The 25,733-nt window shown below is 73.5% G+C and carries 27 protein-coding genes; 10 read left to right on the forward strand and 17 right to left on the reverse strand.

Annotated features, from left to right (window positions below):
- The first annotated feature begins 58 nt into the window (after positions 1–58).
- Genes ACH35V_RS38875 through ACH35V_RS38885 form a run of 3 tightly spaced genes read left to right on the forward strand, consistent with a single transcriptional unit; the run spans position 59 to position 2,327 of the window.
- Entirely contained in the window at positions 59–919 is an 861-nt protein-coding gene (locus ACH35V_RS38875) for a polysaccharide deacetylase family protein (protein WP_395979891.1), read from the forward strand.
- Entirely contained in the window at positions 919–1,374 is a 456-nt protein-coding gene (locus ACH35V_RS38880; protein WP_395979892.1) for a hypothetical protein, read from the forward strand. Before ACH35V_RS38875 ends, ACH35V_RS38880 begins: the two co-directional genes overlap by 1 nt.
- A complete protein-coding gene (locus ACH35V_RS38885) occupies positions 1,371–2,327 on the forward strand; it encodes a hypothetical protein (RefSeq protein ID WP_395979893.1) in 957 nt (318 codons plus the stop codon). The genes ACH35V_RS38880 and ACH35V_RS38885 overlap by 4 nt, the downstream gene beginning before the upstream one ends.
- Here ACH35V_RS38885 and ACH35V_RS38890 read toward each other — a convergent pair.
- Together ACH35V_RS38890 and ACH35V_RS38895 are read right to left on the reverse strand one after the other, a co-directional pair.
- Positions 2,303–2,734, reverse strand: a complete 432-nt coding sequence (locus tag ACH35V_RS38890) for a thiol-disulfide oxidoreductase DCC family protein (protein WP_395979894.1) — start codon at positions 2,732–2,734, stop codon at positions 2,303–2,305. The two genes, ACH35V_RS38885 and ACH35V_RS38890, sit on opposite strands and share 25 nt — an antisense overlap.
- Positions 2,731–3,300 (reverse strand): HIT family protein, encoded by a 570-nt coding sequence (locus ACH35V_RS38895; RefSeq protein ID WP_395979895.1) that lies wholly within the window; start codon positions 3,298–3,300, stop codon positions 2,731–2,733. Before ACH35V_RS38895 ends, ACH35V_RS38890 begins: the two co-directional genes overlap by 4 nt.
- A 179-nt stretch (positions 3,301–3,479) precedes the next feature.
- Here ACH35V_RS38895 and ACH35V_RS38900 point away from each other — a divergent pair, with 179 nt between their 5' ends.
- A complete protein-coding gene (locus tag ACH35V_RS38900; protein WP_395979896.1) occupies positions 3,480–4,085 on the forward strand; it encodes an Asp23/Gls24 family envelope stress response protein in 606 nt (201 codons plus the stop codon).
- Here ACH35V_RS38900 and ACH35V_RS38905 read toward each other — a convergent pair.
- The 4 genes from ACH35V_RS38905 to ACH35V_RS38920 form a co-directional block, all read right to left on the reverse strand.
- Positions 4,064–4,741 carry a hypothetical protein gene (locus tag ACH35V_RS38905; protein WP_395979897.1) on the reverse strand — a complete coding sequence of 226 codons (678 nt, stop codon included), beginning with the start codon at positions 4,739–4,741 and terminating at the stop codon, positions 4,064–4,066. The genes ACH35V_RS38900 and ACH35V_RS38905 overlap by 22 nt on opposite strands.
- A gap of 21 nt (positions 4,742–4,762) precedes the next feature.
- On the reverse strand, positions 4,763–6,739 hold the full coding sequence (gene thrS, locus ACH35V_RS38910) for a threonine--tRNA ligase (RefSeq protein WP_395979898.1): 1,977 nt from the start codon (positions 6,737–6,739) through the stop codon (positions 4,763–4,765).
- 309 nt (positions 6,740–7,048) lie between these two features.
- On the reverse strand, positions 7,049–8,512 hold the full coding sequence (locus ACH35V_RS38915; protein WP_395979899.1) for a sugar porter family MFS transporter: 1,464 nt from the start codon (positions 8,510–8,512) through the stop codon (positions 7,049–7,051).
- Positions 8,513–8,566: 54 nt separating this feature from the next.
- Complete coding sequence (locus tag ACH35V_RS38920; protein ID WP_395979900.1) at positions 8,567–9,199, reverse strand: class I SAM-dependent methyltransferase; 633 nt, start codon at positions 9,197–9,199, stop codon at positions 8,567–8,569.
- Positions 9,200–9,416: 217 nt separating this feature from the next.
- Between ACH35V_RS38920 and ACH35V_RS38925 the strand changes: the two genes are divergently transcribed.
- Both ACH35V_RS38925 and ACH35V_RS38930 read left to right on the forward strand, forming a co-directional pair.
- Positions 9,417–10,673, forward strand: coding sequence for a sensor histidine kinase (locus ACH35V_RS38925; protein WP_395979901.1), 1,257 nt, complete (start codon positions 9,417–9,419; stop codon positions 10,671–10,673).
- Between the two features lie 23 nt (positions 10,674–10,696).
- Positions 10,697–11,371, forward strand: a complete 675-nt coding sequence (locus ACH35V_RS38930) for a response regulator (protein ID WP_395979902.1) — start codon at positions 10,697–10,699, stop codon at positions 11,369–11,371.
- Between the two features lie 21 nt (positions 11,372–11,392).
- Here ACH35V_RS38930 and ACH35V_RS38935 read toward each other — a convergent pair whose 3' ends face one another.
- On the reverse strand, positions 11,393–12,349 hold the full coding sequence (locus ACH35V_RS38935) for a zinc-binding alcohol dehydrogenase family protein (RefSeq protein WP_395979903.1): 957 nt from the start codon (positions 12,347–12,349) through the stop codon (positions 11,393–11,395).
- A gap of 37 nt (positions 12,350–12,386) precedes the next feature.
- Entirely contained in the window at positions 12,387–13,133 is a 747-nt protein-coding gene (locus ACH35V_RS38940; protein ID WP_395979904.1) for an SDR family oxidoreductase, read from the reverse strand.
- A gap of 46 nt (positions 13,134–13,179) precedes the next feature.
- Between ACH35V_RS38940 and ACH35V_RS38945 the strand changes: the two genes are divergently transcribed.
- Both ACH35V_RS38945 and ACH35V_RS38950 read left to right on the forward strand, forming a co-directional pair.
- Positions 13,180–14,403 (forward strand): acyl-CoA dehydrogenase family protein, encoded by a 1,224-nt coding sequence (locus tag ACH35V_RS38945; RefSeq protein ID WP_395979905.1) that lies wholly within the window; start codon positions 13,180–13,182, stop codon positions 14,401–14,403.
- Positions 14,400–15,101, forward strand: coding sequence for a TetR/AcrR family transcriptional regulator (locus ACH35V_RS38950; RefSeq protein WP_395979906.1), 702 nt, complete (start codon positions 14,400–14,402; stop codon positions 15,099–15,101). The genes ACH35V_RS38945 and ACH35V_RS38950 overlap by 4 nt, the downstream gene beginning before the upstream one ends.
- On the opposite strand, the gene ACH35V_RS38955 is transcribed toward ACH35V_RS38950, so the two are convergent.
- Positions 15,098–16,111, reverse strand: a complete 1,014-nt coding sequence (locus ACH35V_RS38955; RefSeq protein WP_395979907.1) for an ROK family transcriptional regulator — start codon at positions 16,109–16,111, stop codon at positions 15,098–15,100. The two genes, ACH35V_RS38950 and ACH35V_RS38955, sit on opposite strands and share 4 nt — an antisense overlap.
- Before the next feature lie 73 nt (positions 16,112–16,184).
- Between ACH35V_RS38955 and ACH35V_RS38960 the strand changes: the two genes are divergently transcribed.
- The gene (locus ACH35V_RS38960; RefSeq protein WP_395979908.1) at positions 16,185–17,366 is read left to right on the forward strand and encodes an MFS transporter; all 1,182 of its coding nucleotides are present in this window, start codon (positions 16,185–16,187) and stop codon (positions 17,364–17,366) included.
- Between the two features lie 6 nt (positions 17,367–17,372).
- Here the strand turns inward: ACH35V_RS38960 and kynU are convergent, their stop codons facing one another.
- From kynU to ACH35V_RS38995, 7 genes are all read right to left on the reverse strand, one after another.
- Positions 17,373–18,626 carry a kynureninase gene (kynU, locus tag ACH35V_RS38965; RefSeq protein WP_395979909.1) on the reverse strand — a complete coding sequence of 418 codons (1,254 nt, stop codon included), beginning with the start codon at positions 18,624–18,626 and terminating at the stop codon, positions 17,373–17,375.
- A gap of 16 nt (positions 18,627–18,642) precedes the next feature.
- Complete coding sequence (locus ACH35V_RS38970) at positions 18,643–19,677, reverse strand: amidohydrolase family protein (protein WP_395979933.1); 1,035 nt, start codon at positions 19,675–19,677, stop codon at positions 18,643–18,645.
- A gap of 13 nt (positions 19,678–19,690) precedes the next feature.
- Positions 19,691–20,263: a 3-hydroxyanthranilate 3,4-dioxygenase gene (locus ACH35V_RS38975; protein ID WP_395979910.1), complete on the reverse strand. Its 573-nt coding sequence runs from the start codon at positions 20,261–20,263 to the stop codon at positions 19,691–19,693.
- The gene (locus tag ACH35V_RS38980; RefSeq protein ID WP_395979911.1) at positions 20,260–20,715 is read right to left on the reverse strand and encodes a RidA family protein; all 456 of its coding nucleotides are present in this window, start codon (positions 20,713–20,715) and stop codon (positions 20,260–20,262) included. Before ACH35V_RS38980 ends, ACH35V_RS38975 begins: the two co-directional genes overlap by 4 nt.
- Positions 20,712–21,455 carry a 2-keto-4-pentenoate hydratase gene (locus ACH35V_RS38985; protein ID WP_395979912.1) on the reverse strand — a complete coding sequence of 248 codons (744 nt, stop codon included), beginning with the start codon at positions 21,453–21,455 and terminating at the stop codon, positions 20,712–20,714. The genes ACH35V_RS38980 and ACH35V_RS38985 overlap by 4 nt, the downstream gene beginning before the upstream one ends.
- Positions 21,456–21,531: 76 nt before the next feature.
- A complete protein-coding gene (locus tag ACH35V_RS38990; RefSeq protein ID WP_395979913.1) occupies positions 21,532–22,317 on the reverse strand; it encodes a 2-keto-4-pentenoate hydratase in 786 nt (261 codons plus the stop codon).
- 11 nt (positions 22,318–22,328) lie between these two features.
- Entirely contained in the window at positions 22,329–23,765 is a 1,437-nt protein-coding gene (locus ACH35V_RS38995) for a 2-hydroxymuconic semialdehyde dehydrogenase (protein WP_395979914.1), read from the reverse strand.
- A gap of 110 nt (positions 23,766–23,875) precedes the next feature.
- Here ACH35V_RS38995 and ACH35V_RS39000 point away from each other — a divergent pair, with 110 nt between their 5' ends.
- Complete coding sequence (locus tag ACH35V_RS39000) at positions 23,876–24,811, forward strand: LysR substrate-binding domain-containing protein (protein WP_395979915.1); 936 nt, start codon at positions 23,876–23,878, stop codon at positions 24,809–24,811.
- Here the strand turns inward: ACH35V_RS39000 and ACH35V_RS39005 are convergent, their stop codons facing one another.
- A complete protein-coding gene (locus ACH35V_RS39005) occupies positions 24,812–25,675 on the reverse strand; it encodes an alpha/beta hydrolase (protein ID WP_395979916.1) in 864 nt (287 codons plus the stop codon).
- Positions 25,676–25,733: the final 58 nt, after the last annotated feature.

The following is a 25,733-nucleotide window of genomic DNA, read 5'->3' on the forward strand; positions in this document are numbered from 1 at the left end:
GCAGGTCGGCCGCCGGGGCGATGATCTTCCCGGATCGCCGTGGCACGCTGATTTCGCCATGGAAAAATCGGGGGAAGAACGGCGGCGCGAAGGGCCGGGCAGGCGCCGTTTCGTCAAGAGCGTCGGGCTCGCGGCCGGCGGCCTGCTCGCGGGCGGCGCGGGCGTCGTGACCGAGCAGGCGTGGCAGGACAAGCCCGTCCCGGCGTCGGCCGCCTCGGTGGAGTCCTGGCGGCCGCCCGGCTGTCAGGTCGACGTGTTCTGGTCGGCCGACACCAGGCGCCGCCTCGTCGCGCTCACCTTCGACGACGGCCCGATGGAGCGGTGGACCCCGCAGGCCCTCGACACGCTGGACGCCGAGAAGGTGCCCGCGACGTTCTTCGTCGTCGGGAGCAGGCTCCGCCGCAACGCCGACCTCGTCCGCGGCAGGTTCGGCCGGCACGAGATCGGCAACCACACGTGGAAGCACGACGACCTGTCGAGGATGAGCCACGCCAGCGCCTACCGGTCCATCCACCGCACCCACGAGGCGATCAAGGAGGTCACGGGCCGGGCGCCGACGCTGCTGCGCCCGCCGTGGGGCCGCCTCGGCGGGACGACCCTGCACGTCGCCGCCGAGCACGGCTACGACATCGCGCTGTGGTCGCTGCTGGTGCAGGACCGCCGGTTCGCCGACCGGCCGGCCGCGCTGGTGGACGCCGTCGTGGACCATGCCAGGCCCGGCTCCATCGTGCTCGCCCACGACGTCGGCGCGCCGAGCCGGAAGGTCGCCGTGCAGGAGCTGCCCGCCATGATCCGCGGGCTGCGAGAGAAGGGCTTCGAGTTCGTCACCGTGTCGCAGCTGCGGGAGGCTGCGACAGGCGGGGCCGGAGAGAAGGGGATCTTCCTGCCGGAGCGGGCGCGCGGCTCTAGGGTTGGATGATGCACACCCCGGCCCACCGCCTGGGTCTCACTTCGAGACTCTGGCGGTCCGTCGTCGCCGCGTCCCTTGTCGGGACGCTCCTCTACACCAGTTCGTACGGGGACAACGACGCCTTCCCGCTCGGTCCGATGACGCAGTTCGCGTTCGCGGTGAAGGACGACGGCGGCACGATCAACTCGTTCTGGCTGGAGGCCGACACCGCGGCCGGCGTGCACGTGAAGCTGTCCATGGACGCCGTCGGGACGGGCATGAAACGCGCCGAGATCGAGGGGCAGATGAGCCGGATCGTCCGCGACCCGTCGCTGCTCCAGGGGATCGCCGAGGGGCACCGCAGGCTGAATCCCCGCGAGCCCGGGCTGACCAGGGTGTACGTCGTTCAGGAGATCAAGACGCTGAAGCGGGGGAAGGTCGTTTCGGTGACGAAGCAGAACCGCGTCGTCTGGGACGTGCGATGACGGCCGCGGCGGCGCCGGAGGCGCCCCGTCCGATGGAGGCCGAAGGGTCCGGGGACTCCCCCGCCCGCACCGCCTGGGACCGCTGGTGGTTCTCGCCCGTCCCCCGCGCCCGCGTCGCCTGGCTGCGGATCCTCGCCTACGCGTTCCTGCCGTTCGACATGCTGCTGCTGACCGGCAGTTCCCTCGCGCACGCGCGGCTGCCCGCCGACTTGTACCAGCCCGTCCTGCTCGCGCGGCTGCTGCACATCCCCGCGCCCACGCCGTGGTCGATGTACACGCTGCTGGTGGTGACGATCGCGGCCGGGCTGGTCGCCGCGACCGGACGGGTCCTGCCGAGGGCGACCGGGTACGTCGCCGCGTGCGGCTACCTGTGGTGGGTCACGATCAGCATGTCGTACGGGAAGGTCGACCACGACCATCTGGCGCTCGTGGTGGCGCTGTTCGCCCTGCCGAGCGTCGGACGCGCGAGGATCGGCGACGCGCGGGGCTGCGAGGCGTCGGCGTGGTCGGTGCGCTGCATCCAGATCGGCGTCGTCGCGGCGTACTTCCTGTCCGCGTGGGCGAAGGTGCGCATCGGCGGGTTCCCCGCGTGGCCGAACGGCAACACCGTCCAGTGGGCGCTGAGCCGGCGCGGGACGCCGTTCGGGCGCAGCCTCATCGGCTACTCGCCGGTGCTCAAGGCCAGCCAGTGGATCATGTTCGTGGCGGAGGCGGTCTCCCCCGTGATCCTGTTCCTGCGCGGACGCCCGCTGTACCTGATGGTGCTGTTCTTCGCGGGCTTCCACGTCGTCACCTACGCGCTGATGACGATCCACTTCCTGCCGCACGCCATCTGGCTGGCGGCGTTCCTGCCCCTGGAACGCCTCACGGGCCTGCTGCCCGAGCGGCTGCGCGGCCGGACGGCGGCGGACGAGACGACCGCGTCCGGTCAGCGCGAACCGCTGCCCTCCTGACGGGCGCCGCCCGGACGCTGCGCCGCCGGGAGCCTGCACGCCGCCGTCCCGCCCGGCATGCGGTGCCGGTTGATCGCGACGAGCCGGTAGACGGCCTGCGCGGCCCAGCTCACCGGCGCGATCCGGACCGCCACGCCGAGCGCCCGCCAGGCGCCGCCGGCCTCGGTCAGCAGCCGTCCGACCGCGTCCGCGCCGCCGCTGACCCGGCCGAGCCGGTCGACCCACAGCACCTCGTGCTCGGCGCGCTCGACCGTCGTGCCGAGATCGTCCAGGTCGGCGAACTGGAACGGGACGACGTCCGCCCGGACGGGCACGTGCCGCTCCAGGAACCGCGCCGACGTCGTGCAGAAGCCGCAGTCGCCGTCGTACACCAGCACCGGCTGATCACGCCGCTTCGGGGGGCTCATGACACGGGCCAGGCGTCGGCGAGCATCTGCCGGGTGTCGCGCAGCAGCTGCGGCAGCACCTTGGTGTGCCCGACGACCGGCATGAAGTTGGTGTCGCCGCCCCAGCGCGGGACGACGTGCTGGTGCAGGTGCGCCGCGATCCCCGCGCCCGCGACGAGCCCCAGGTTCATGCCGACGTTGAAGCCCTGCGCGCCGCTGGCCTTGCGCAGCGCGGTCAGCGAGTGCCGCGTGAACACCGCCAGCTCGGTGTACTCCGCCTCGTCGAGGTCGGCGTAGTCGGCGACGTGCCGGTACGGGACGACCATGAGGTGCCCCGAGTTGTACGGGTACAGGTTCAGCACCGCGAAAACCGACGCGCCGCGCGCGACGACGAGGCCGTCCTCGTCGGGCATCTTCGGGATCTCGCAGAACGGGCAGCCGTCGCCCGAGCCCGCCCCCGTCGGCTTGTTCTCGCCCTTGATGTAGGCCATCCGGTGCGGGGTCCACAGCCGCTGGAATCGGTCGGGCTCGCCCGCGCCGCCCCGCTCCTGCTCGAAGCGGGGCCCAGGCTCGTTCTCTGCGCTCAAGGCGGCGGTCTCCTTTTGTTCACGGCCTGACCAGCAGCATAGAGAGAGATGCCCCGGATGCTGTAGCCGGGATCCCCGGCGGGCGCGCGCACGGGACGCGCCCGCGATCACATCCGTGCGTGACGTCCCGAGGGTCCCTCCGCCACCATGGTCATTCCACCGACCCCCAGGGAGCGATCATGACCGGGCTCGACAAGGGCTTCACCGGAAGTGGCGAGCCGAGGCCGGAGCCCGGTGCCGGGACGTTCTTCCCCGGCCCGGCGGCGCGGCGGGGGACGGTGCCGCCGCCGAGACCGCCGCTGCCCGCGCCGTCCGCGTCCGCGGTGACCTCGGGTGCGAACGCGCTGCCGATGACGCTGCAGGGCACGCCCGGCGACATCACCACCGCGGTGGACGGCCGCATCACGATCGAGAACGGGGTCATCGGGAAGATCGCCGCGCTGGCCGCGCTGGAGGTCGGCGGGGTCGCCGCCCTCGTCCCGCGTCCCGGCGCTCCGGGCCCCGACGGGCAGGGCCCGGGCGCGCACGGCCCCGGCGCGCACGGCCCGGACGCGGCGCGGGCGCGGGCGGGCGTGCGCGTCGACCTGGACGAGCACGCGGACGAGGTCGCCCTCGACGTCGCGATCGCGGTCGAGTACGGCACCGTCATCAAGGACGTGGCGCGGCTGGTGAAGGCGAACGTGGCGCGGGTCGCGGGCATGATGCTGGGGATGCGGATCGCCGCGGTGAACGTGTCGGTGGAGGACGTCCGCATGCCCGGCGATCAGGCCGCGACGCGGGCGTAGCACGTCTGCATGGCGACGCCGACCGACACCGTGGTGACCTTGACGCGCTGGACGAGCCCCGGCGGGACGCCCCTGAAGTGGAACGTGTGCGGCCCGCCGCCCTTGACGGTGGTCTGCTGCGACGCCGGCCGGCGCCCTCCGTCCAGGGACATCTCGGCCCGGATCGCCCCGCTGGAGGAGACGGTGATCACGACGTCGACGCCGTCGGGGGCGGCGCGGTAGTACGCCGTCCCCCGCGGGCACCACGACAGCTGGGCCGGGCCGTTCTGCTCGGGGATCTCGGGCCCGCCGCCCTGCCCGCCGGGGTAGGGCTGTCCGCTGCGGTTCTCCTGCGGCGCGGGTCGCGCCGGGGACGCGGGAAGGCTCGCGCGGCCGGGCTCCCCGCCGGTCGGCGCGGCGGACGGGCTCGCCGGGCCCAGGGCGCCGGCCGCCCCGGCGCCCTGCCCGTCGTCCATCAGCGGCATGAGGAGCACCACGACGGCGGCGGCGGCCAGCAGCGCGGCGCCGCCGTACCCGCCGAACCGGACCCAGGGCGACCGGGGCCGCCGGGACGGCCGCGTCCACCGCGCCGGCCAGGGCAGCCTCGCCGACCAGGCCGGCAGCGGCGACCGGGGCCGCCGCGCCGGGCGCCCGCCCTTCATCCGCCGTCTGCTCACACCGGGCCCTCCAGCCGCCCGTCAGATCTGCACGCGGGCCTCGACCGCCCTGGCGATCTCGTCGGCCGCCTCGGCGATCGGGACCCCGTTCTTCTGCTCGCCGTTGCGGTACCGGAACGACACGGCGTCCTTGGCCACGTCGTCGTCGCCCGCCAGCAGCATGTACGGGATCTTCTGCTTCTGCGCGTTGCGGATCTTCTTCTGCATCCGGTCGGACGAGGCGTCCACCTCGACCCGGATCCCGCGCTCGCGCAGCGCGGCGGCGGCCTTCTCCAGGTGCGGGACGTGGGCGTCGCCGATCGGGATGCCGACGGCCTGCACCGGCGCCAGCCACGGCGGCATGGCGCCCGCGTAGTGCTCCAGCAGGACGCCGAAGAACCGCTCGATCGACCCGAACAGCGCCCGGTGGATCATGACGGGCTGCTGCCGGGTGCCGTCCGCCGCCTGGTACTCCAGGCCGAACCGCTTGGGCTGGTTGAAGTCGACCTGGATGGTGGACAGCTGCCAGGTGCGGCCGATGGCGTCCTTGGCCTGGACGGAGATCTTCGGGCCGTAGAACGCGGCGCCGCCCGGGTCGTCGACCAGGTCCAGGCCGGACTCCTCGGCGGACTCGCGCAGCGCGGCGGTGGCCTCCAGCCATTCGTCGTCGGAGCCGATGAACTTCTCGGAGTCGTCCTTGGTGGACAGCTCCAGGTAGAACTCGTTCAGCCCGTAGTCGCGGAGCAGGTCCAGGACGAAGGCGAGCAGCTTCTTGATCTCGTCGACCATCTGCCCGCGGGTGCAGTAGATGTGCGCGTCGTCCTGGGTCATGCCGCGGACGCGGGTGAGGCCGTGGACGACGCCGGACTTCTCGAACCGGTACACCGACCCGAACTCGAACAGCCGCAGCGGCAGCTCCCGGTAGGACCGCCCGCGCGCCCGGAAGATCAGGTTGTGCATCGGGCAGTTCATCGGCTTGAGGTAGTAGTCGCCGCCGTCGACCTCCATGGGCGGGAACATGTCGTCCTTGTACCAGCCGAGGTGCCCTGAGGTGTCGAACAGGTCGCCCTTGGTGATGTGCGGGGTGTTGACGAACTCGTAGCCGCTCTCCTCGTGCCGCCTGCGCGAGTAGTCCTCCATGACCCGGCGGACGACGCCGCCCTTCGGGTGGAAGACGGCGAGTCCGCTGCCGATCTCCGGCGGGAACGAGAACAGGTCGAGCTCGGCGCCGAGCCTGCGGTGGTCGCGCTTCTCGGCCTCCGCCAGGAACGCCAGGTACTCGTCCTGCTTCTCCCTGGACTCCCACGCGGTGCCGTAGATCCGCTGGAGCTGCGGGTTCTTCTCGCTGCCGCGCCAGTACGCGCCGCCGGACCGCATCAGCTTGAACGCGGGGATGACCCGGGTGGACGGCAGGTGCGGGCCGCGGCACAGGTCCTTCCAGCGCAGCTCGCCGGACTTGGCGTCGAGGTTGTCGTAGATGGTCAGCTCGCCGCCGCCGACCTCGACGCTCGCGCCCTCGGCCGCGTCCTCTGCGCCCCCCGCGCCCTTCAGGCCGATGAGCTCCAGCTTGTAGGGCTCGTCGGCCAGCTCGGCGCGGGCGTCGTCGTCGGAGACGGGGCGGCGGGAGAACCGCTGCCCCTGCTTGACGATCTCGCGCATCCGCTTCTCGACGCGCTTGAGGTCGTCGGGGGTGAACGGCTCGGCGACGTCGAAGTCGTAGTAGAAGCCGTTCTCCACGGGCGGGCCGATGCCGAGCCTCGCCTCGGGGAACAGCTCCTGGACGGCCTGCGCCATGACGTGCGCGGCGGAGTGCCGCATGATCGCCCGTCCGTCGGCGGAGCCGATCTCGACGGGCTCGACGGCGTCGCCGTCGCGGAGCCCGGCCGCGAGGTCGCGCAGCTCGCCGTTGACCCTGGCCGCGATCACGGTGCGGCCGTCGGCGTCCAGCGCCTGGCCCGCGGTGGCGCCCGCCGGCACCGCCCGCTCGCCGCCGTCGACGGTGATGCGCAGCTCGGACACGGATTCTCCTCGTGGTGATGGGCCGGGATCAGCGGGTTCCGATGGTATCGACTCGGGGTGGGCCCCGGACGCGTCCGCCTTCATCTCTGGCCGCTCCTCTCGTCGGGGAGGGCCCGGCGGCGATCCCGGACTGCGGCCCTGAAACGCGAGGGGCCCCGGGATCGCTCCCGGGGCCCCACCGCGTGCAATGTCAGGACATGCCGCCGTCGCGCCGGGAGTGACCCGGCGTCGTCGTCTCGAAATCGAACACATGCGGCATGCGTCCAGCGTAACCGATGGGACGAGCCGGTGCACGGCGGCGAAAGGCGCTCAGGGGCGGGCTCGGGGGGCGGCGAGCTCGTCCATGTCCTCCAGCTCGCGGCCCTTGGTCTCGGGGACGGCGCGGATCACGAACACGAACGCCAGGACGGACGCCGCCGTGTAGATCCCGTACGCCAGCCCGAGCGAGAACCCGGAGATGCCGGGGAACGTCGTGGTGATCACCCAGTTGGCGAGCCACTGCGCCGCCGCGGCGACGGCGAGGGCGGACGCCCGGATGAAGTTGTTGAACATCTCGCCGAGCATCACCCAGACCACCGGGCCCCACGTCGCGGCGAACGAGGCGACGAAGACGTTGGCGGCGACCAGCGCGACCGGCCCGGCGAGGTCGCCGAGCCGCGGCTCGCCGTCCACGACGGGGGCGGTGGCGAAGCAGACCGTCAGCAGGCCGAGGGAGACCGCCATCCCGGCGGCGCCGCCGAGCAGCAGCGGCCGCCGCCCGACCCGGTCGACGAGCGCGATCGCGACCAGCGTGAACACGACGTTGACCAGCGAGTTGATCACCGAGGTGAGCATCGCGTCGTCCTCGGAGAAGCCGACCGCCTGCCACAGCGAGGACGAGTAGTAGAAGATCACGTTGATGCCGACGAACTGCTGGAACACCGACAGCAGGACGCCGACCCAGACGATCGGCAGCAGCCCGAGCCGGGGGCCGCGCAGGTCGCCCAGCCGGACGGGCCGGTCGCTGGCGATCGACCGCTCGATGTCGCCGATCTTGGCGTCCACGTCGCCGTGGCCCATCACGCGGGCGAGGACCTGCCGGGCGCGGGCCGTCTCGTGCTTCTTCACCAGGTACCGGGGCGACTCGGGGATCGCCGTGGCGATGAGGCCCCACAGCACGGCCGGGACCATGGCGCTGGCGAACATCCACCGCCACGCGCCGCCGCCCCAGGGGAACGTCCCGGTCGCGCCGCCCTCGGACACCTGGGCGATGACGTAGTCGACGACGAGCGCCGCGAAGATGCCGAGGACGATCGCCATCTGCTGGAGCGAGCCGAGCCGTCCGCGCAGCGCGGCGGGCGCGATCTCGGCGATGTAGGCGGGCGCGATGACGGACGCGGCGCCGATGGCGACGCCGCCGACCAGCCGCCAGAACGTCAGGTCGACCGGGTTGAACGCGAGCGCCGAGCCGAGCGAGCTGATCACGAACAGCAGGGCGGCGACGTGCATCACCCGCACCCGGCCGATCCGGTCGCTGAGCGGCCCGGCGAACCAGGCGCCCGCGGCGCAGCCGAGCAGCGCGGCCGACACGACGAACCCGACGATGAAGCCGCTCAGGTCGAACGTCTCCTTGAGCGCGTCGACGGTCCCGTTGATGACCGAGGAGTCGTAGCCGAACAGGAACCCGCCGAGGGCGGCGGCGCCCGCCAGGAGCACGGCGGTGGCGACGGAGTGGGACGGCGCGTCCGGCCGCCGGTCCTGCGCGGGTCTCGGTCCGCTATCCGGTGTCGTCATGCGGCCTGATCTTCCCCGGAAGGCGGACCTTAGTCGCGGCCGGGAGGCCGGCCCTCAGTCGCGGACGGCGACCCCGATGACGTGCGGCGATGCGGGATTGGCGCGGGCGGACGCGGGGAACTCGAAGTGCCGCTCCCGCTGGACGGTGAACCCGGAGCGGGCGATCCACTCGTCCGTCGGGCGGGTCAGGCGGCAGCCTGCGGCGAAGAACGGCCACACGAGGTCGGCGTAGCGCTGGAACCGCACCTTCCGCGGCGTCCTGCCCCGGACGTGCTCGTAGTACCGCAGCTCCCCGCCGGGCCTGAGGACGCGCCGCAGCTCGGCGAGCGCGCGGACGGGGTCGCGCACCGAGCACAGCACGAGGGACGTCACCGCGACGTCGAACGAGGCGTCGTCCACGTCGAGGTCCTCGGCGAGGCCGGGCCGGACGGTGACGGGGACGGGCACCGCGGCGGCGGCGCGGGCGGCCTTGGCGCGCAGCAGCGGCTCGGGTTCGACGGCGACGACCTCGGTGACCTCGGGCGGGTAGTGCGCGAAGTTGGCCCCGTACCCGGCGCCCACCTCCAGGACGCGGCCGGACGCCCCGGCGAGCAGCTCGGCGCGGTGCGCGTCGCCGCCCGCCTTGGCGCAGCCGGCGGCGAGGCGCGGATAGAGGCGGGCGAAGATCGGATGGCTGAGGTCGCTCATTCCCGCAGTCTCCGTCGCCCCGGCGATCACCGCAAGATCACTTCCTGCCGGACGGGAGCGGGCCGGCCCCCCGGAAGCGGGCCGATCCGCCGGAAGCGGGCCGGCCTCCTGGAAGCGGGCCGGAGCCCCGGGAGCGGGCTGATACCCAGGGTGCGGGTCGCATCTCCCTCCGCCGGGTCAGGCCGTTCCGGCGCCGGTGGATCTAGGCTCGACCCAAATGAACCATCCAGATCACGTCGCGCCGGGGGCCCGGAACCGGCTGATCGCCGGCGTCCGCGCCGCCGTCGTGCCCGGCCGCGACGACCACCCGGCCGTCACGCTGCTGCCGGGGAACCTCTCGCTGCGCATCCCGATCCTGGCGCTGATGCTCGCGATGACGATCGGCTTCACCGCCGGGTCGATCGCGATCGCGATCGTGGAGTACCACGTGAAGCCGGGGCTCGCCTGGCCGCTCGGCGTGCTGCAGGCGACGCCGCTGATCTTCGCGGCGCGGTGGCCGCTCGCGGCGTTCCGGGTCGCGGCGGCGGGGCTGCTGCTGACCGTCGTCGTCCGGCACGGGACCGGGTTCATGCCGTGGCCGGTCACCGCGATCCTGGCCCTGATCGTCATCCTGTTCTTCACCGGGGTCGGCTCCGACCGGCAGACCACCGTGGGCGTCGGCACGGTCACGATCGCCGGGGTGCTGCTGCCCGCCGTCGCGTTCGGGATGCCCGGCTGGTTCGGGATGATCCTCGCCGGGATCTTCGCGGTCGCACTGACGTTCGGGGACGCCGTCGGCGGCCGGCACTCTGCGGTGGAGGAGCTGCGCCGCCGCGAGGAGCAGCACCGGCAGGACCTCGCCCGGCAGGCGGTGCTGGAGGAGCGCGCCCGCATCGCCCGCGAGCTGCACGACGTGGTGGCGCACCACATGTCGGTGATCGCGATGCAGGCGGAGGCCGCCCCCTACAAGATCCCCGACCTGCCGGACGCGGCGAAGCAGACGTTCGGGGTGGTGCGGGACGCGGCGCGCGAGGCGCTCACCGAGACCCGCCGCGTCGTCGGGCTGCTGCGCTCCGACGACGAGGGCGCCGAGCGGGCCCCGCAGCCCGGCCTGGACCGGCTGGACGACCTGGTCGCGGCGGCCCGCCGCTCCGGGCTCTCGGTCGCGAGCGTCGTCGTCGGGATGCCGCGGCCGCTGGACACCGGCGTGGACCTGTCGGCGTACCGGATCGTCCAGGAGTCGCTGAGCAACGCGGCCCGGTACGCGCCGGGCGCGCGGGTCCACATCGAGATCAAGTACGGCGCCGAGGCGCTTGCGGTAGCGGTCACCGACGACGGGCCGCGCAGCACGCCCGCGGAGTCGCACGGCGGCGGGCACGGCCTGGTCGGGATGCGCGAGCGCGTGACGATGCTCGACGGCCGCTTCGACGCGGGCCCGCGCGAGGAGGCCGGCTGGTCGGTCGTCGCGGAACTGCCGTACGGGGACACCGACTGATCTACGGCCCGTACTGTTGACGCGTGACGATTCGGGTGCTGATCGCCGACGACCAGGTGATGATCCGCGACGGGCTCGCGGCGCTGCTGTCCTCCGATCCGGGGATCGAGGTGATCGGGCAGGCGGGCAACGGCCGCGAGGCGGTGGAGATGGCCCGGCGGCTCGACCCGGACGTGATCGTCATGGACATCCGGATGCCGGAGATGGACGGCCTGGCCGCCACCGCGGAGCTGGTCGGCGAGCCCGCCGCGGACGCAGACCTGGCCGGGGCGCGGCCCAAGGTCCTCGTGCTGACGACGTTCGACCTGGACGAGTACGTGTACGAGGCGCTCGGCTCCGGCGCCAGCGGGTTCCTGCTGAAGGACGCGTCCGCGGCCGACCTGGTGAACGGCGTGCGGATCGTGGCGGCCGGGGACGCGCTGCTCGCGCCGTCCATCACCCGGCGGCTGATCGGCGACTTCGCGCGGCGGCGCCGCCACCAGCGGCCGAGCCCGAAGGCGACCGCGGCGCTGACGCCGCGGGAGCTGGACGTGCTGCGGCTGATCGCGCGCGGCCTGTCCAACGCCGAGATCGCCGGGGAGCTGGTGCTGGCCGAGCAGACGGTCAAGACGCACGTCGGGCACGTGCTGACCAAGCTCGCGCTGCGCGACCGCACCCAGGCCGTCGTCTACGCCTACGAGAACGGCCTCGTCGGCTGATCCTCGTCGGCTGACCCTCCTTCAGCGGGACGGGTCCAGGACGAGTTTGCCGGTGGTGCGGCGGGCGCGCATGTCCTCGTGGGCGCGCCTGGCCTCGGTGAGCCCGTACTCGCCGCCCGCGACGACGCGGAGCCGTCCGTCCACGGCGAGGCCGAACAGGTCGTCCAGCGCGGTGCGCATCACGTCGCCGGGAAGCCGGAAGACGTGCGCCAGCCACATGCCCGCGATCGTCGTCGAGTGCGCCATGAGCGTGGCGGGCCGGACGGGCGTCGGCTCCGTCCGCGACGCCATCCCGTAGAACGCGAGGCGTCCGAACGGCGCGAGGGCGCGCAGGCTCTGGTCGGTGACGGTCCCGCCCGTCATCTCCAGGACGGTGTCCACGCGCCGCCCGCCGTTGGCGTTGATCAGCGCCGCCGTGAGGTCGGGCTCGTTCGCGTCGACGGCGGCGTCGGCGCCGAGTTCGAGCGCGAGGTCGCGCTTGTCCCCGGACGAGGCGGTGGCGATGATCCGTCCGGCGCCCCAGGCCTTGGCGAGCTGCACGGCGATGGACCCGACCCCGCCCGCGGCGGCGTGCACGACGACCGACTCGCCCGGCTCCAGGTGGACGCTGCGGCGCAGCAGCACCCACGCCGACGCGCCCTGGACGATCATGGCGAGCGCGGTGACGTCGTCGACGGCGTCCGGGACGTCCCACGCCAGCGCCTCGGAGGCGACGGCCTTCTCGGCGTAGCCGCCGGTGCCGACGAGCGCCACGACCCGCCGTCCGCCCCCGGTCGTGCCGACGACCTCGCCGCCCGGCACCATCGGCAGCGTGGACTCCGACAGGTAGCTGTCCTCGGCCTGGTGGGTGTCGGCGTAGTTGACGCCCGCCCGCGAGACGTCGACGAGCAGGTGCCCGGGCCCGGCGGACGGGTCGGGCAGCTCGGTGACGGTCAGGACCTCGGGCCCGCCGAACTCGGTGATCTGGATCGCGCGCATGACTCTCCTGTCGGGCTGCCGGTTGCGGCTCGTGTGCTCAGCGCGGGCCGGGGACGCCGCGGAACCTGAACGGCTCCGGCGGGCGGCCCGGCACCACGTACCACGCCTCACCGGTGCCGTCCCCGTCCAGGACCTGCATGAACGCGGTCACGACGTCGTCGACGTCCAGGATCGGGAACCCCGTCTCCTGGAGGTGCCCCTTCATCGGGACGAGGATGCCGGTGTCGGCGAACGACGGGCACAGGGCGTTCACCCGGACGCCCTCGTCCGCGAACGCGGGCCCGAGCGCGCGGACGAGCCCGACCACGGCCGCCTTGTTCGCGCCGTAGACCGGGTCGAACGGCGTCGCGGTGAGCGCGGCCATGCTCGCGGTCGCGACGATGTCGCCGCCGCCGCGGGCGCGGATCGCGGGCAGCGCGGCGTGCACGCCGAACACGACGCCGTCGAGGTTGACGCCCATGGCCCGCCGGTACGCGGCGAGGTCGAAGTCGTCGCCGACTCCCCCGCCGCCGGCCACGCCGGCGTTGAGGAAGGCCACGTCCAGGCCGCCGAAGCGGTCCACGGCCGCGGCGACGGCGGCCTGGCTGTCGCCGGGCTCGCGCACGTCGCAGCGGACGAACGCGCCGTCCAGCTCGTCCGCGAGCGCCGCACCGGCGTCCGCGTCGACGTCGGCGAGGACGACCCGGGCGCCGTCCCGCGCGAGCCGCCGCGCCACAGCGGCGCCGATGCCGTTGGACCCGCCCGTGATCAGCGCGACCTTCCCGGACCCGTCGAACGCCTGCATGGGGGCTCCCTCATGAAGTAACTGACTCGTCAGTTACCCTAATGGAATGGACTTCGGTTTGAGCGAGCGGGCCCTGGAGTACCACGGCCGCCTCCAGGAATTCATGGACGCCCACGTCTACCCGGCGGAGCCCGTCTACGCGGCTCAGCGGGCGGAGCTGCGGGCGGCGGGCAGGGAGCACCACGTCCCGCAGGTCGTCGAGGACCTCAAGGTCGAGGCGCGCGAGCGCGGCCTCTGGAACCTGTTCCTCCCCGACAGCGAGGACCCGGCGCACGGGCTCTCCGTCGTCGACTACGCCTCGCTCGCCGAGACACTGGGCCGCTCCCCCGAGCTCGGGCCGGAGGCCGCCAACTGCGCGGCGCCCGACACCGGGAACATGGAGGTCCTGCACCTGTTCGGCACGCCCGAGCAGAAGGAGCGGTGGCTCGCGCCGCTGCTCGACGGCAAGATCCGGAGCGCGTTCGCGATGACGGAGCCGGACGTCGCCAGCTCCGACGCGACCAACATCTCCACCAGCATCGTGCGCGACGGCGACCATTACGTGATCAACGGCCGGAAATGGTGGATCACCGGCACCGCCGACCCGCGCTGCAAGATCATGATCGTGATGGGCAAGACCGACCCGGACGGGCACCCGTACCGGCAGCAGTCGATGGTGCTGGTGCCGATGGACGCGCCAGGCGTGGAGGTCGTCCGGCCGCTGCCCGTGTTCGGCTACCAGGACCAGCACGGCCACTGCGAGATCACGTTCACCGACGTCCGGGTCCCGGTGGAGAACCTCGTCGGCGAGGAGGGCGGCGGCTTCGCCATCGCGCAGGCCCGGCTCGGCCCCGGCCGCATCCACCACTGCATGCGCGCGATCGGCGTGGCGGAGCGGGCGCTGGAGCTGATGTGCGAGCGGGCCGTGTCCCGCGAGGCGTTCGGCGGGCCGCTCGCCAAGCAGGGCGTGGTGCGGGCGCAGATCGCCGAGTCGCGGATGGCGATCGAGCAGGCCCGGCTGCTCACGCTCAAGACCGCGTGGCTGATCGACAAGCAGGGCGTCCAGGCCGCCAGGTCCGAGGTCGCGGCGATCAAGGTGATCGCGCCGCGGGTGGCGCTGGACGTCGTCGACAAGGCGATCCAGGTGCACGGCGGCGCCGGGGTCAGCGGCGACACCCCGCTCGCCGCCATGTGGGCGGGGCTGCGCACGCTGCGCCTGGCGGACGGGCCCGACGAGGTCCACGTCCGGTCCGTCGCGCGCGCCGAACTTGGCAAGCACACCGGCACATGACCGACGCCGAGGCGGGGGCCGGGGCGGGGGCCGGGGCGGGCGCGCGGCGGCGGATGCCGCACGCGCGGCGGCGCGAGCAGCTGCTCCGGATCGCGCTGGAGGAGTTCGGCAGGCGCGGCTACCACCTGACGCAGATGGAGCACGTCGCGGCGGCCGCGCAGGTGTCCAAGGCGCTCCTTTACCAGCACTTCGCGTCCAAGGAGGAGCTGTTCGCCGAGGTCACCGAGGCGATCGTGGCCGAGCTGACCGGACGGCTCAACGCGGCGGTGCTCGCCGCGCACGGCTCCGCGGGCGGCATCCGCGCCATGATCCGGGTGCTGTTCGACTACGCCACCGAGGAGCCGGACGCGTGGGCGCTCGTCGTGCGGCATCTCGACAAGCCCGAGGTGGGGCTTGAGCTGCGCGAGCTCCGCGAGCGGCTCGGCACCGCGTTCGCCGACCTGCTGCTGCGCCGCCGCCGCGCCGACCCGAAGCTGTCGCGGGCGGCGCTGGAGGTGAACGAGCGGCGGGCGCGGCTGCTCGTCCCGCTGATGTACGGGTCGATGCTGTCGATGGTCTCGTGGTGGCTGGAGCACCCCGACACCCCGCGCGACGTCGCCGAGCAGATGGCCGGTGAGTTCATCTGGCTCGGCCTCGACCGGCTCCGCACCGGCGAGCGGCTCCCGAAGGAGCCGGAGACCGGTCCGGTGGAGGGCTAGCGGAAGACGTCGTCGCGGGCCAGGTCGAGGGCGGTCAGCACCGCGCCGCGCAGCACGGTGTCGCCCTCGACGCCGCTGGGCCGCACCTCGGTGGACGCCGGTGACATCCGGCCGAGCCGCTCGGCGACCAGCCCGGCCAGCCGGTCGCCGCCCGCGCGGCCCAGGTCGCCGCCGAGGATGACGAGGCCCGGGTCCAGGACGGCGACCAGCGCGAACACGCCCTGGACGATCCGGTCCGCGAACTCCTCCGGGGCGAGGTCGCGGACGCTTTCCATCAGGTCGCAGAAGTCCATGCCGCCGAATTTGAGCAGGCCGACCTCGCCCGCTCCGCCGGACGCGCCGCGGCGGAGCCGTCCGTCCAGGAAGACGGCGGCGCCGATGCCGTCGGCCATCCACAGCAGGGCGAAGTCGTCGCGTCCGGCCGCGGCGCCCGTCCGGTGCTCGGCGACGGCCGACAGGTTGACCTCGTTCTCCAGGGTGACCGGCGCGCCCAGCCGGTCCGCCAGGGCCGGGCCCAGGTCGGGACGCCAGCCGGGGACGCCGCTGTCGGTGGCGAGCCCGGTGCGCGGATGGATCAGGCCGGGCGTCCCGAGCACCATCGTGTGCGGGACGCGCCCCCCGGCGGCCTCGGCGACGGCGTCGGCGATGAGCGCGACCAGGTCGGGCGCCGCGGGAAGCGGGCGCGACACGGCGCCGGTCTCGTTCCCCGCGATGTCGGAGACGACCACATGGACGGCGTCCCGGCGCAGGTCCACCCCGGCCACGTGGGCGCGGCCCCCCACGAGGCCGTAGAGGCGCGCGTTCGGGCCGCGCCGGTCGGCGCCCGTCTCCCCGGCGACCTCGATCAGCCCGCCGGCGCGGAGCCGCTCGATCAGGTCGGACACGGTCGGGCGGGACAGCCCGGTCAGCGCGCGGAGCTGCGGGGCGGTCAGCGGGCCTCGCTCCAGCAGCAGGTCGAGCGCGAGACGGTCGTTGATCGCGCGGGCCATCGTCGGGTCGGCGGTCTTCACGCTCCCATAATAATCAGGGTTCCTGCCTGTTTTCACTTTTCATCAGGAAGCCTGCCTGTTAGTTTCTGTGACCATGAACCCTCAGCACCGCGCCATCGGCGTCGTGTTCGCCGTCCACGGCGCCGTGGCCGGGACGCTCGCCACCCGCATCCCGTGGATCCAGGACAGGCTCGACCTCTCCCCCGCCGTCCTCGGCCTCGCCCTGCTGTGCCCGTCCATCGGCGCGTTCTCCGCCATGCCGACCGCGAGCCGGCTCGCGCACCGGATCGGCGAGCGGCGGGCCATCCGCATCCTGGCGGCGGCGTGGTGCGCGGTCCTCGCGCTGCCCGCGCTCGCGCCCGCGCCCGCCTGGCTGTTCGCGGCGATGCTGCTGTACGGGGCGGCCTCCGGCATGTGCGACGTCGTCATGAACGGCCACGGGGTCGCCGTCGAGCGGCACCTGCGGCGGCCGATCATCTCCGGGCTGCACGGCCTGTGGTGCGTCGGCAGCCTGGCCGCGGGCGGCGTCGGCATCCTCGCCGCGCACGCCCGCGTGGACGCCCGGCTGCACCTCGGGCTGGTCGCGGCCGTGCTGCTCGCCGCGGCCCTCGCGGCGGGACGCGGGCTGCTCGCCGACCGGTCGACCGAGGGCGTCCCGGCGCCGCGCCGGTTCGCGCTGCCGACCCGGGCCGTCCTCGCCATCGGCCTCGTCGGGTTCTGCGGCACCTTCGCCGAGGGCGCGAGCGCCGACTGGGCCGCCGTCTACCTCACCGAGGTCGCGGACGCGGGCCCCGGCCTGGCCGCCGCCAGCTTCACGATCTTCATGTCGTGCATGGCGGGCGCGCGGCTGGTGGGCGACCGGCTCGTCCGGCGGCTGAGCGCGGCGAAGGTCGTGCGGTGCGGGGGCTCGGTCGCCGTGGTCGGCGGCGTCCTGGTCGTGGCGTCCCGCGCCCCGCTGCCCGCCATGGCCGGATTCGCGCTGATCGGCATCGGGATCGCGACGGTCGTGCCGCTGGTCTTCGCGGCCGCCGCCGACACCGGCGCGACCCCCGGCGAGGGCGTGGCGGGCGTCGCGACGATCACCTACCTGTCCGGGCTGACCGCGCCCGCCGTCACCGGCTGGACGGCCGGCGCCCTCTCCTACCCGGCCGCGTTCGGCATGATCACCTGCGTGGTCGCGATCATGACGCTCTCGGCGGGTGCCCTGCGTCCCCGCACCGCGAACACGGCGACCGCCCCGGCCACCGAGACCGCCGCCGAAGGCGCCGTGCGCTGAGGCGCGCTACCGCAGGGCGGCGAGGGCTTCGGCGGCGCGGTGGCAGTCGTGGAAGGTGCAGTACAGCGGGACGGGGGCCAGGCGGACGACGTCGGGTTCGCGGGCGTCGGCGATCACGCCGTGCCTCTCGGCGAGGCGCTGGACGAGGGCGCCCGCGTCGTCCACCCGGAGGGAGAGCTGGGCGCCGCGTGCGGCCGGGTCCGGCGGGGTGATGATCTCCACGCCGTTGCCGGCGGCGAGCCGCGACGCCAGGTAGGCGGTGAGGCGCTCGCTCTTGGCGCGCAGCGCGTCCATGCCGACGCGGTCGAAGATCTCCAGCGAGGCGAGCACGGGCGCCAGCGCCAGGATCGGCGGGTTGGACAGCTGCCAGGCGTCGGCGGACGCGGGCGGCGCGATGTCCGGATCCATCCGGAACCGGACGGACGGGTCGGTCCCCCACCAGCCCGACAGCTTCGGCACGGACGCGTCCCGGACGTGCCGCTCGTGGACGAAGCACCCCGCGACCGCGCCCGGCCCGGAATTGAGGTACTTGTAGGTGCACCAGGCCGCGAAGTCGACGTCCCAGTCGTGCAACCGCAGCGGGACGTTCCCGGCCGCGTGCGCGAGGTCCCAGCCGACGACGGCGCCCGCGGCGCGGCCCGCCTTGGTGATCGCCGGCATGTCCATGAGCTGCCCGGTCAGGTAGTTGACGCCGCCGAGCAGCACGAGCGCGACCGTGTCGCCCTCGCGTTCGAGGCAGCCGAGGACGTCCTCGGTGCGCAGGTTCTCCTCGCCCGGACGCGGCCTCAGCCGGACCACCGTCGCGGCCGGGTCGAGCCCGTGGTGGACGGCCTGGCTGGCGACCGCGTACGAGTCGGACGGGAACGCCGCGTCCTCGATGACGATGCGGGTGCGCGTCCCGGCGGGCCGGTAGAAGCTCGCCATCAGCAGATGCAGGTTGACCGTCAGCGAGTTCATCGCGACGACCTCGTGGGGCAGCGCGCCGACGAGGCGGGCCGCGGGCTCGCGGGCCAGCTCGTGGTAGTCCACCCAGGGGCGGCGGCCCTGCGTGTGGGCCTCGACGGCGAGCCGGGCCCAGTCGTCCAGCTCCTCGCGGAGCAGTCCGGCGGCGGCTCTCGGCTGGAGGCCGAGGGAGTTCCCGGCGAAGTACGCCGCCTCCTCGAACACCCCGCCGGGCGCGGGCGGGACGAGGAACTCGCCGCGCAGCGTGGGCAGCGGGTCGCTCGCGTCGAGCCGCCGCGCCTCTTCTTCGAGGTTCACGGTGCTTCTTCGAGGTTCACGGTGCGCTTCCTTCGGTGGTCACGAGTGCTTCCTCGGCAGGGGCGGCGGCGAAGAACGTCTCCGCGTTGCCGCCGAGCAGGAGGGCGCATTCGGCGTCGTCCAGGCCGGGGCAGTCGCGGATCGTCGTGCCGGGTTCCATCTCGCCCAGCGGGAACGGGTAGTCGGTGCCGAGCATCACGCGTTCGGGGCCCATCACGTCCACGAGGAGGCGGAGGGCGCGTGGGTCGAACACGGCCGAGTCGACGTAGAACCGGTCGACGTACTCCGAGGGCGGGCGCGGCGACCCCGCGCGGACGATGTCGCGCCGGTGCCAGGCGTTGTCGGCCCGTCCGAGCAGGAACGCGAAGCTGCCGCCGCCATGGCAGAAGCACAGCCGCAGCGACTCCGGGATCCGCTCGAACGCCCCGGACAGCATCAGCCCGAGGATGCTGAGCTGCGTCTCCGCGGGCATCCCGCACAGCCACGGCAGCATGTGGCCGCGCATCCGGTCCGCGCCGAGCATGTCCCACGGGTGCGCCAGCACCGGCAGCCCGAGCCGGGCGCAGTGCGCGAGGAACGCGGTGATGCCCTCGTCGTCGAGGTTGCGGTCGCCGACGTGGTTGCCGATGTGGACGCCGCGGTGCCCGGCCGCCTTCGCGCGGGTCGCGACGTCGCAGGCGAGCGCCGGGTCCTGCAGCGGGACCTGGCACAGCGGGAGCAGCCGCTCGGGCGCGTCCGCGCAGAACGCGAGGATGCGCTCGTTGACCAGGTCGCACCAGTCGGCGGCGCGGCCCGGCTCGGCGGCGTAGCCGAACATCAGCGGGGTGGACGAGACGGCCTGGACGTCCACGCCCGCGGCGTCCATGTCGGCGAGGCGGCGGGCCGGGTCCCAGAGCGCCTCCCCGACCGGCCGGTACTCCTCGTCGCCGCTCATCATCATTCCGGCGCCGCCGCCGTCGACGCGCAGCCACGGCTGCCCGGCGCCGGTGAGCAGGGCGCCTTCGCGCCGGGTGATCTGGGGGAAGACGTGCGTGTGGACGTCGATGACCATCACGGGACCCTCGTCACGCCCGCGGCGCGGTGGCCGGGGTCATCGTCTGCGGCCACGTCTTGCCCGGGTGGACGGCGCCGCAGTGCGGGCATTTGCGGTCGCCGTCGTAGAAGCTCTGGAACACGGGCGGCAGGTCGTCCACGATCGAGCGGACCTGCAGGTCGACGCGGTGGACGAGGCGGTGGCACTCGGTGCAGTACCACTCGAACGCCTCCCGCTGGCCCTCCGGCCGCGGGATCTCCACGACGAGCCCGATCGACCCGACCTCGGGCCGCTGCGGCGAGTGCCGGACGTGCGGCGGCAGCAGGAAGATGTCGCCCTCGTTGATCTGCAGGTCGACAGGCGGACGGCCCTCCTCCTCCATGACGCGCAGCACCATGTTGCCCTTGAGCTGGTAGAAGAACTCCTCCTGCGGGTCGTCGTGGAAGTCGGTCCGCTGGTTCGGGCCGCCGACCACCATGATGATCAGGCCCGCGTCGTCGAACACCTGGACGTTGCCGACCGGCGGCTTCAGCAGGTCGCGGTGCTCGTCGATCCAGGACTCGAAGTTGAACGGCCGTCCGAACGAGAGCTGCGGCAGGGTCATGCTCCGGCCTCCTTATCGGTGCTGCGGGCTGCGGGGATGTGCGCGACGCACGAGATCTCGATGAGCAGGTGCGGGTGCGGGAGCTGGTGCACCGCGACGGTGGTCCGGGCGGGACCGGTCTCGTCGAAGTACTCGGCGTAGACCTCGTTGTACCCGCCGAAGTCGTTCATGCTCACCAGGTACGCGGTGACGTTCACGAGGTCCGGCAGGTCGCCGCCCGCGGCCTTGAGCAGGTCGCGGACGTTCTCGATGACGGCGCGGGTCTGCGCGCGGATGTCGAGGTCGGTGACGCCCATCGGGTCGGCGCTCGCCCCGGCGAACGTCCCGTCCGGGCGGCGCGAGCTCGTCCCGGACACGAACACGAGGTCGCCGGCCCGCTTCACGTGCGGGAACCGTCCGCGCGGGGCGGCCTTCCCCTCGACGAGGATCGCGTCGTCGCCCAGGCCCGTCATGCGGTGACCTCCACGCTGCCCAGGCCCGCGCCGGTGACCCGCACGTGCGCGCCCTTCGGGAGCGGGACGGCCGCCGTCGCCGCGCCCGCGAGGACGATCCACCCGGGTTCGAGCTTCAGCCCCGCGCCGAGCGCGAGCCGGGCCGCGGCCCGCAGCGACCGCGCCGGGTCGCCGAGGATCGCCGCGGACGAGCCCGTCTGCACCGGACGCCCGTCGATCTCCATCAGCAGGCCGACGTTCGACACGTCGTGCGGCGGGCGCCAGGCCCCGAAGCCGAACCGGGCGGCGGACGCGTTGTCGGCGATGACGTCCGGGAGGGTGAACTTGAAGTCCCGGTACCGGGAGTCGAGCACCTCGAACCCGACCGCGACGCCGGTCACGGCCGATTCGACCTCCGCGGCCGAGCGGACCTCCCGGCCGATCAGGTACGCGATCTCCGGCTCGATCCGCGGATGGATCAGGCGGGACACGTCCACGGCCGACTCGGTGAGCATCGCGTCGGTGAGCAGGCCCCAGATGACGTCGTCCACGCCCATCTGCGCCATCTTCGCGCGGCTGGTGAAGCCCATCTTCACCCCGGCGAGCCGCTCGCCTCGGCGGCGGCGCCGCTCGATCCCGGCGCGCTGGACCGCGTAGGCGGTCGCGACGTCGAACGGCGTCCGCTCGGTGAGCTTCGCCACGGGGAGGACGTCCCGGGCGGCCTTGTCGAGCCGCTCCGCGAGCATGTCGACGTCCACCATCAGCCCTCCCTGCCTTTCTGGGGGGCAACCCCCAGACCCCCGGGGAGTCGGCCCGAAGATCCTCGCTTCGCTGCGGTCATCGGGCCTCCTTCCCGAAGGCGGCGCGGACGTCGCCGAGGCCGTCGATGCGGGCCTCGAACACGTCGCCGGGCGCGGCCGGGACGACGGGGCCGAGCGCGCCGGTCAGGACCGTGTCGCCCGCGCGCAGCGGGCGCCCGACGCGGACGAGCGTGTCGGCGAGCCACAGCGCCGCGTTCAGCGGATGGCCGAGGCAGGCGGCGCCGGTGCCGGTCGAGACCTGCTCGCCGCGGCGCTCCATCACCATCCCGCACAGGCGCAGGTCGACGTCCTTGAGCGGGACGGGACGGCTGCCCAGCACGAACAGGCCGGACGAGGCGTTGTCGGCGACCGTGTCGGCGAGGGTGATGTCCCAATCGCGGACGCGGCTCCCGACGACCTCGATGGCGGGCAGCGCGAACGCGGTCGCGCGGATCACGTCGGCGACGGTGTGCCGCTCGTGGGTCAGGTCGTGCTCCAGCACGAGCGCGACCTCCGCCTCCGCGCGGGGCTGGAGGACGGCGCCCGGGGGGATCTCCGCCCCGTCCGGGACGGCCATGTCGGCGAACAGCATCCCGAAGTCGGGGCTGTCCACGCCGAGCTGCTCCTGGACGGCCCGCGACGTCAGGCCGATCTTGCGTCCGGCGAGGCGGCGTCCGTCGCCGAGCCAGCGCTCGGTCAGCCGGTCCTGGACGGCGTAGGCGTCGTCCGCCGTCGTGATCAGGTCGCGGACGGGCGCGCACGGCACGCCGTCCGCGTGGGCGCCGAGGAGCCGCTCGGCCGCGGCGTCGATATTCGTTGTCACTGGGCTCGCCTTCAGATCTGGATGCACACGTTCACGGGCTCGGAGAAGAAGTCCAGGGAGTACTCTCCCCCCTCCCGCCCGATCCCCGACGCCTTGACGCCGCCGAACGGGGTGCGCAGGTCGCGGAGGTTCCAGCAGTTCACCCAGACGATCCCGGTCTCGACGCGCGGCGCGACCCGGTGCGCCCTGGACAGGTCGCGGGTCCACAGCGTGGACGCGAGGCCGTAGGGGCTGTCGTTGGCGAGCGCGAGCGCCTCGTCCTCGGTGTCGAACGGCGCGACGTGGCAGACCGGGCCGAAGATCTCCTCCCGGACGGCGCGGGCCGTCTCGGGAAGCCCGGTCAGGACGGTCGGCTCGACGTGGAAGCCGCCGTCCCGCTCGTCCCCGAAGGCCGGGGCCCCGCCGCCCGCGACGACCGTGGCGCCCTCCTCGCGAGCGAGCCGGTAGTACGCCAGGACCTTGTCGCGGTGGGCGGCGGAGATCATCGGGCCGTAGCCGTCCAGGGCCGAGGCCCGCTCGCCGAGCCGGACGACGAACTCGTCGAACACCGGCCGCTCGACGTAGACGCGCTCGGTGCACAGGCAGATCTGGCCGGAGTGGGTGAACGACGAGCGGACGGTCCCGTCCACGGCGGCGTCGAGGTCGGCGTCGGCGAACACCACCGCCGGGTTCTTGCCGCCCAGCTCGAAGGAGACGGGGGTGACGTGGTCGGCGGCGTTGCGCATGATCGCGGCGCCGGTGGCGGACTCGCCGGTGAACGCGATCGCGTCGACGCCCGGATGGCCGGTGAGGAACTCCCCCGCCGCGTTCGGGCCGTGCCCGTGGACGAGGTTGAACACGCCGTCCGGGAGCCCGGCGCCGTCGATCACGCGGGCGAGCAGCGTCGCGGTGGAGGGCGTCTCCTCGGACGGCTTCAGCACGACCGCGTTGCCGCAGGCGAGGGCGGGCGCGATCTTCCACGTCGACAGCAGCAGCGGGAGGTTCCACGGCGAGATGATCGCCACGACGCCGAGGGGCCTGCGGACCGTGTAGTTGAGCGCCTGGCCCGCTCCCGCGCTCCATCCCGGGATCTGCGTCGTGTAGGCCCGTTCGGGACGCCCGTACAGCAGATCGGCGTACGAGCGGAAGTTGCCGATCGCGCGCGGGACGTCGACGGTCCTGGCGAACTCGCGGGACCTGCCGGTGTCGGCGACCTCCGCCTCCACGAACTCGTCGAACCGCGCCTGGATCCCGTCGGCGACGGCCCTCAGCGCGGCGGCGCGCTCCTCGGCGCCCGTCGTCCCCCAGGGGCCGCGAAGCGCGGTCTGAGCCGCGGTGACGGCGTCGTCCACGACCTCCCGCGTGGCCTCGGGGACGGCGCCCAACTCGGAGCCGTCCGCGGGCGCGATCAGCGGGAAGGACGGTCCGTCCGAACGGAACACGCCGCCGACATAGTGCTCAGCCTTCATCGCTCTCCTCCCGCGGCCTCTCCGCCACCTCGATCCTCTGCCCACGAAGCTATGCCTGGCAAATACCAATCGACCATGGAGCTATCACGGTTCTGTGATAGTAAGGCGGCATGCGCGCGATCGACCTGCTGAACGGGCGGCTGAAGCTCCGCCACCTGGTCCTCGTCGTCGCCATCGCCGACCAGGGCAGCGTCCTGCGGGCCGCCGAGCACCTCCACCTCGCGCAGCCCGCCGTGACGCGCAGCCTCCGCGAGGTGGAGAACATCCTCGGCGTGGAGCTGTTCACCCGCGGCCCGCGCGGCGTGACGCCGACGATGTTCGGGGACGCCTTCGTCGAGCACGCCCGCGCCGTCCTCGCCGAGCTGCGCCGCGCGGGCGAGCGCATCACCGGCCTCGCGGACGGCGAGGTCGGCACCGTCACCATCGGAACGCTCCTCGCCGGGTCCAACGTGCTGCTGCCGCGCGCGATCGCCGCCCTGAAACGGGACCGTCCCGGCATCACGGTGATCGTTCGGGAGGCCACGTTCGACGCCCAGGTCCCGCGCCTGCTCGACGGCGAGATCGACCTGATCCTCGGCCGCCTCAACCCGATCGGCGACCTGCGCGGGCTCCGCCAGATCACCCTCTACGGCGAGCCCGTCCGCCTCGTCGCCCGCCGCGGCCACCCGGCCCGCGACCGCCAGAACCTCGGCCTGGCCGACCTGCTCGACTACCCGTGGGTGCTGCCGCTGGAGCAGACGGCCCTGCGCGCCGAGCTGGAGCAGGTCTTCCGCGCGGAGGGGCTCGTCCCGCCGGACAACCTGGTCGAGTGCACCTCGGTGCTGACCGTCCGGACGCTCGTCCGCGACACCGACATGATCGCCGCGCTGCCCGAGCTGGTGGCCAGGACCGACGCCGACATCGCGCCGCTGCCCGTGCCGCTGGAGACCGTCCGCCGCCAGGTGGGCGTCACGCTGCCCGCGCACCGCGCCCCGACGCCGTCCGCCCGGCTGATGCTCGACCACCTCCGGCACGAGGCCGCCGAGATCGCCGGCGCGGCGACCTGATCAGACGGAGCGGATGAGGTCGACCAATGCCCTGCCGAGCGTGGACTCCGCGGCGCCGAGGTCGAGCACGACGTCGAAATGGTCCCGATCCGGGACGATCATCAGGTCGCCTGCGTCCCACTGCGGCTGGAACCGCCGGGACTGCGCCAGGAAGCCGGCGCCGTCGTTCTCCGCCACCGCGAACACGGCGGGGCACCGCCGGCCGGCGGGCAGCAGGGCGGGGCTCAGCGCCGCCGCGCGCTCCTCGTCCAGCCGCAGGTAGTCGTTCACGTAGATGCGGGTGATCGGGCGGATGTCGAACAGGCCGCTGACCGGCATCGCCGCCTTGACGACGTCCTCGGGGAGCCCGGAGCGCTGCTGCCAGCGTCCGGCCATCGTCATCGCGGCCAGGTGCCCGCCGGCCGAACTCCCGCCGACCACGATCCGCTCCGGGTCGAGCCCGTGCTCGCGCCCGTGCCGGTGCACCCACGCGACCGCTTCCCGCGCCTGCCGGACGATCTCCTCCAGCGTCGCCTTCGGAGCGAGCGTGTAGTCGGGGACGACGGTCGCGATGCCCTGCTCGTGGAGCATCCGCGCCATGAAGGACGACTCTTCCCGCGAAAGCGCGAACCAGTATCCGCCGTGGAAGAAGACGAATACCGGTCTGAGGCCGTCGCCGTCGACGCCCCAGACGTCCAGCCGCTCGCCGCTCGCCTCGTCGTAGACGACGCCGGGATGCCCGGGAAGGCCCGCGACGGCCTGCTCGGACTCGGCGCGGTACCGGGCGAGATGCCGTTCCAGCAGTTCCGTTCCGGCCTTCCGCCGCACGTTGTAGGCGACGTCGAGTTCCTCGTCGCTCAACTCGCTGCCCGGCCAGTCGCCCATCTCGTCCCCCTCGCGGTCAGGCCAAGCCTCTCCCTTCGAGGAGGGACGATCAAATACC

This window comes from Actinomadura sp. 1N219 (assembly GCF_044326405.1).
Lineage (GTDB): Bacteria > Actinomycetota > Actinomycetes > Streptosporangiales > Streptosporangiaceae > Spirillospora.

What these genes read in the sequence shown, in the direction of transcription:
- ACH35V_RS38920 (WP_395979900.1), bottom strand. Translation starts at nt 9,199, where the DNA reads ATGAGCGACCTCAGCCATCCGATCTTCGCCCGCCTCTATCCGCGCCTC.
- ACH35V_RS38980 (WP_395979911.1), bottom strand. Translation starts at nt 20,715, where the DNA reads ATGACGGGCCTGGGCGACGACGCGATCCTCGTCGAGGGGAAGGCCGCC.
- ACH35V_RS38925 (WP_395979901.1), top strand. Translation starts at nt 9,417, where the DNA reads ATGAACCATCCAGATCACGTCGCGCCGGGGGCCCGGAACCGGCTGATC.
- ACH35V_RS38945 (WP_395979905.1), top strand. Translation starts at nt 13,180, where the DNA reads ATGGACTTCGGTTTGAGCGAGCGGGCCCTGGAGTACCACGGCCGCCTC.
- ACH35V_RS39005 (WP_395979916.1), bottom strand. Translation starts at nt 25,675, where the DNA reads ATGGGCGACTGGCCGGGCAGCGAGTTGAGCGACGAGGAACTCGACGTC.
- ACH35V_RS38970 (WP_395979933.1), bottom strand. Translation starts at nt 19,677, where the DNA reads ATGGTCATCGACGTCCACACGCACGTCTTCCCCCAGATCACCCGGCGC.
- ACH35V_RS38995 (WP_395979914.1), bottom strand. Translation starts at nt 23,765, where the DNA reads ATGAAGGCTGAGCACTATGTCGGCGGCGTGTTCCGTTCGGACGGACCG.
- ACH35V_RS38960 (WP_395979908.1), top strand. Translation starts at nt 16,185, where the DNA reads ATGAACCCTCAGCACCGCGCCATCGGCGTCGTGTTCGCCGTCCACGGC.
- ACH35V_RS38880 (WP_395979892.1), top strand. Translation starts at nt 919, where the DNA reads ATGCACACCCCGGCCCACCGCCTGGGTCTCACTTCGAGACTCTGGCGG.
- ACH35V_RS38975 (WP_395979910.1), bottom strand. Translation starts at nt 20,263, where the DNA reads ATGACCCTGCCGCAGCTCTCGTTCGGACGGCCGTTCAACTTCGAGTCC.
- ACH35V_RS38940 (WP_395979904.1), bottom strand. Translation starts at nt 13,133, where the DNA reads ATGCAGGCGTTCGACGGGTCCGGGAAGGTCGCGCTGATCACGGGCGGG.
- ACH35V_RS38950 (WP_395979906.1), top strand. Translation starts at nt 14,400, where the DNA reads ATGACCGACGCCGAGGCGGGGGCCGGGGCGGGGGCCGGGGCGGGCGCG.
- ACH35V_RS38890 (WP_395979894.1), bottom strand. Translation starts at nt 2,734, where the DNA reads ATGAGCCCCCCGAAGCGGCGTGATCAGCCGGTGCTGGTGTACGACGGC.
- ACH35V_RS38935 (WP_395979903.1), bottom strand. Translation starts at nt 12,349, where the DNA reads ATGCGCGCGATCCAGATCACCGAGTTCGGCGGGCCCGAGGTCCTGACC.
- ACH35V_RS38915 (WP_395979899.1), bottom strand. Translation starts at nt 8,512, where the DNA reads ATGACGACACCGGATAGCGGACCGAGACCCGCGCAGGACCGGCGGCCG.
- ACH35V_RS38885 (WP_395979893.1), top strand. Translation starts at nt 1,371, where the DNA reads ATGACGGCCGCGGCGGCGCCGGAGGCGCCCCGTCCGATGGAGGCCGAA.
- ACH35V_RS38900 (WP_395979896.1), top strand. Translation starts at nt 3,480, where the DNA reads ATGACCGGGCTCGACAAGGGCTTCACCGGAAGTGGCGAGCCGAGGCCG.
- ACH35V_RS39000 (WP_395979915.1), top strand. Translation starts at nt 23,876, where the DNA reads ATGCGCGCGATCGACCTGCTGAACGGGCGGCTGAAGCTCCGCCACCTG.
- ACH35V_RS38985 (WP_395979912.1), bottom strand. Translation starts at nt 21,455, where the DNA reads ATGGTGGACGTCGACATGCTCGCGGAGCGGCTCGACAAGGCCGCCCGG.
- ACH35V_RS38875 (WP_395979891.1), top strand. Translation starts at nt 59, where the DNA reads ATGGAAAAATCGGGGGAAGAACGGCGGCGCGAAGGGCCGGGCAGGCGC.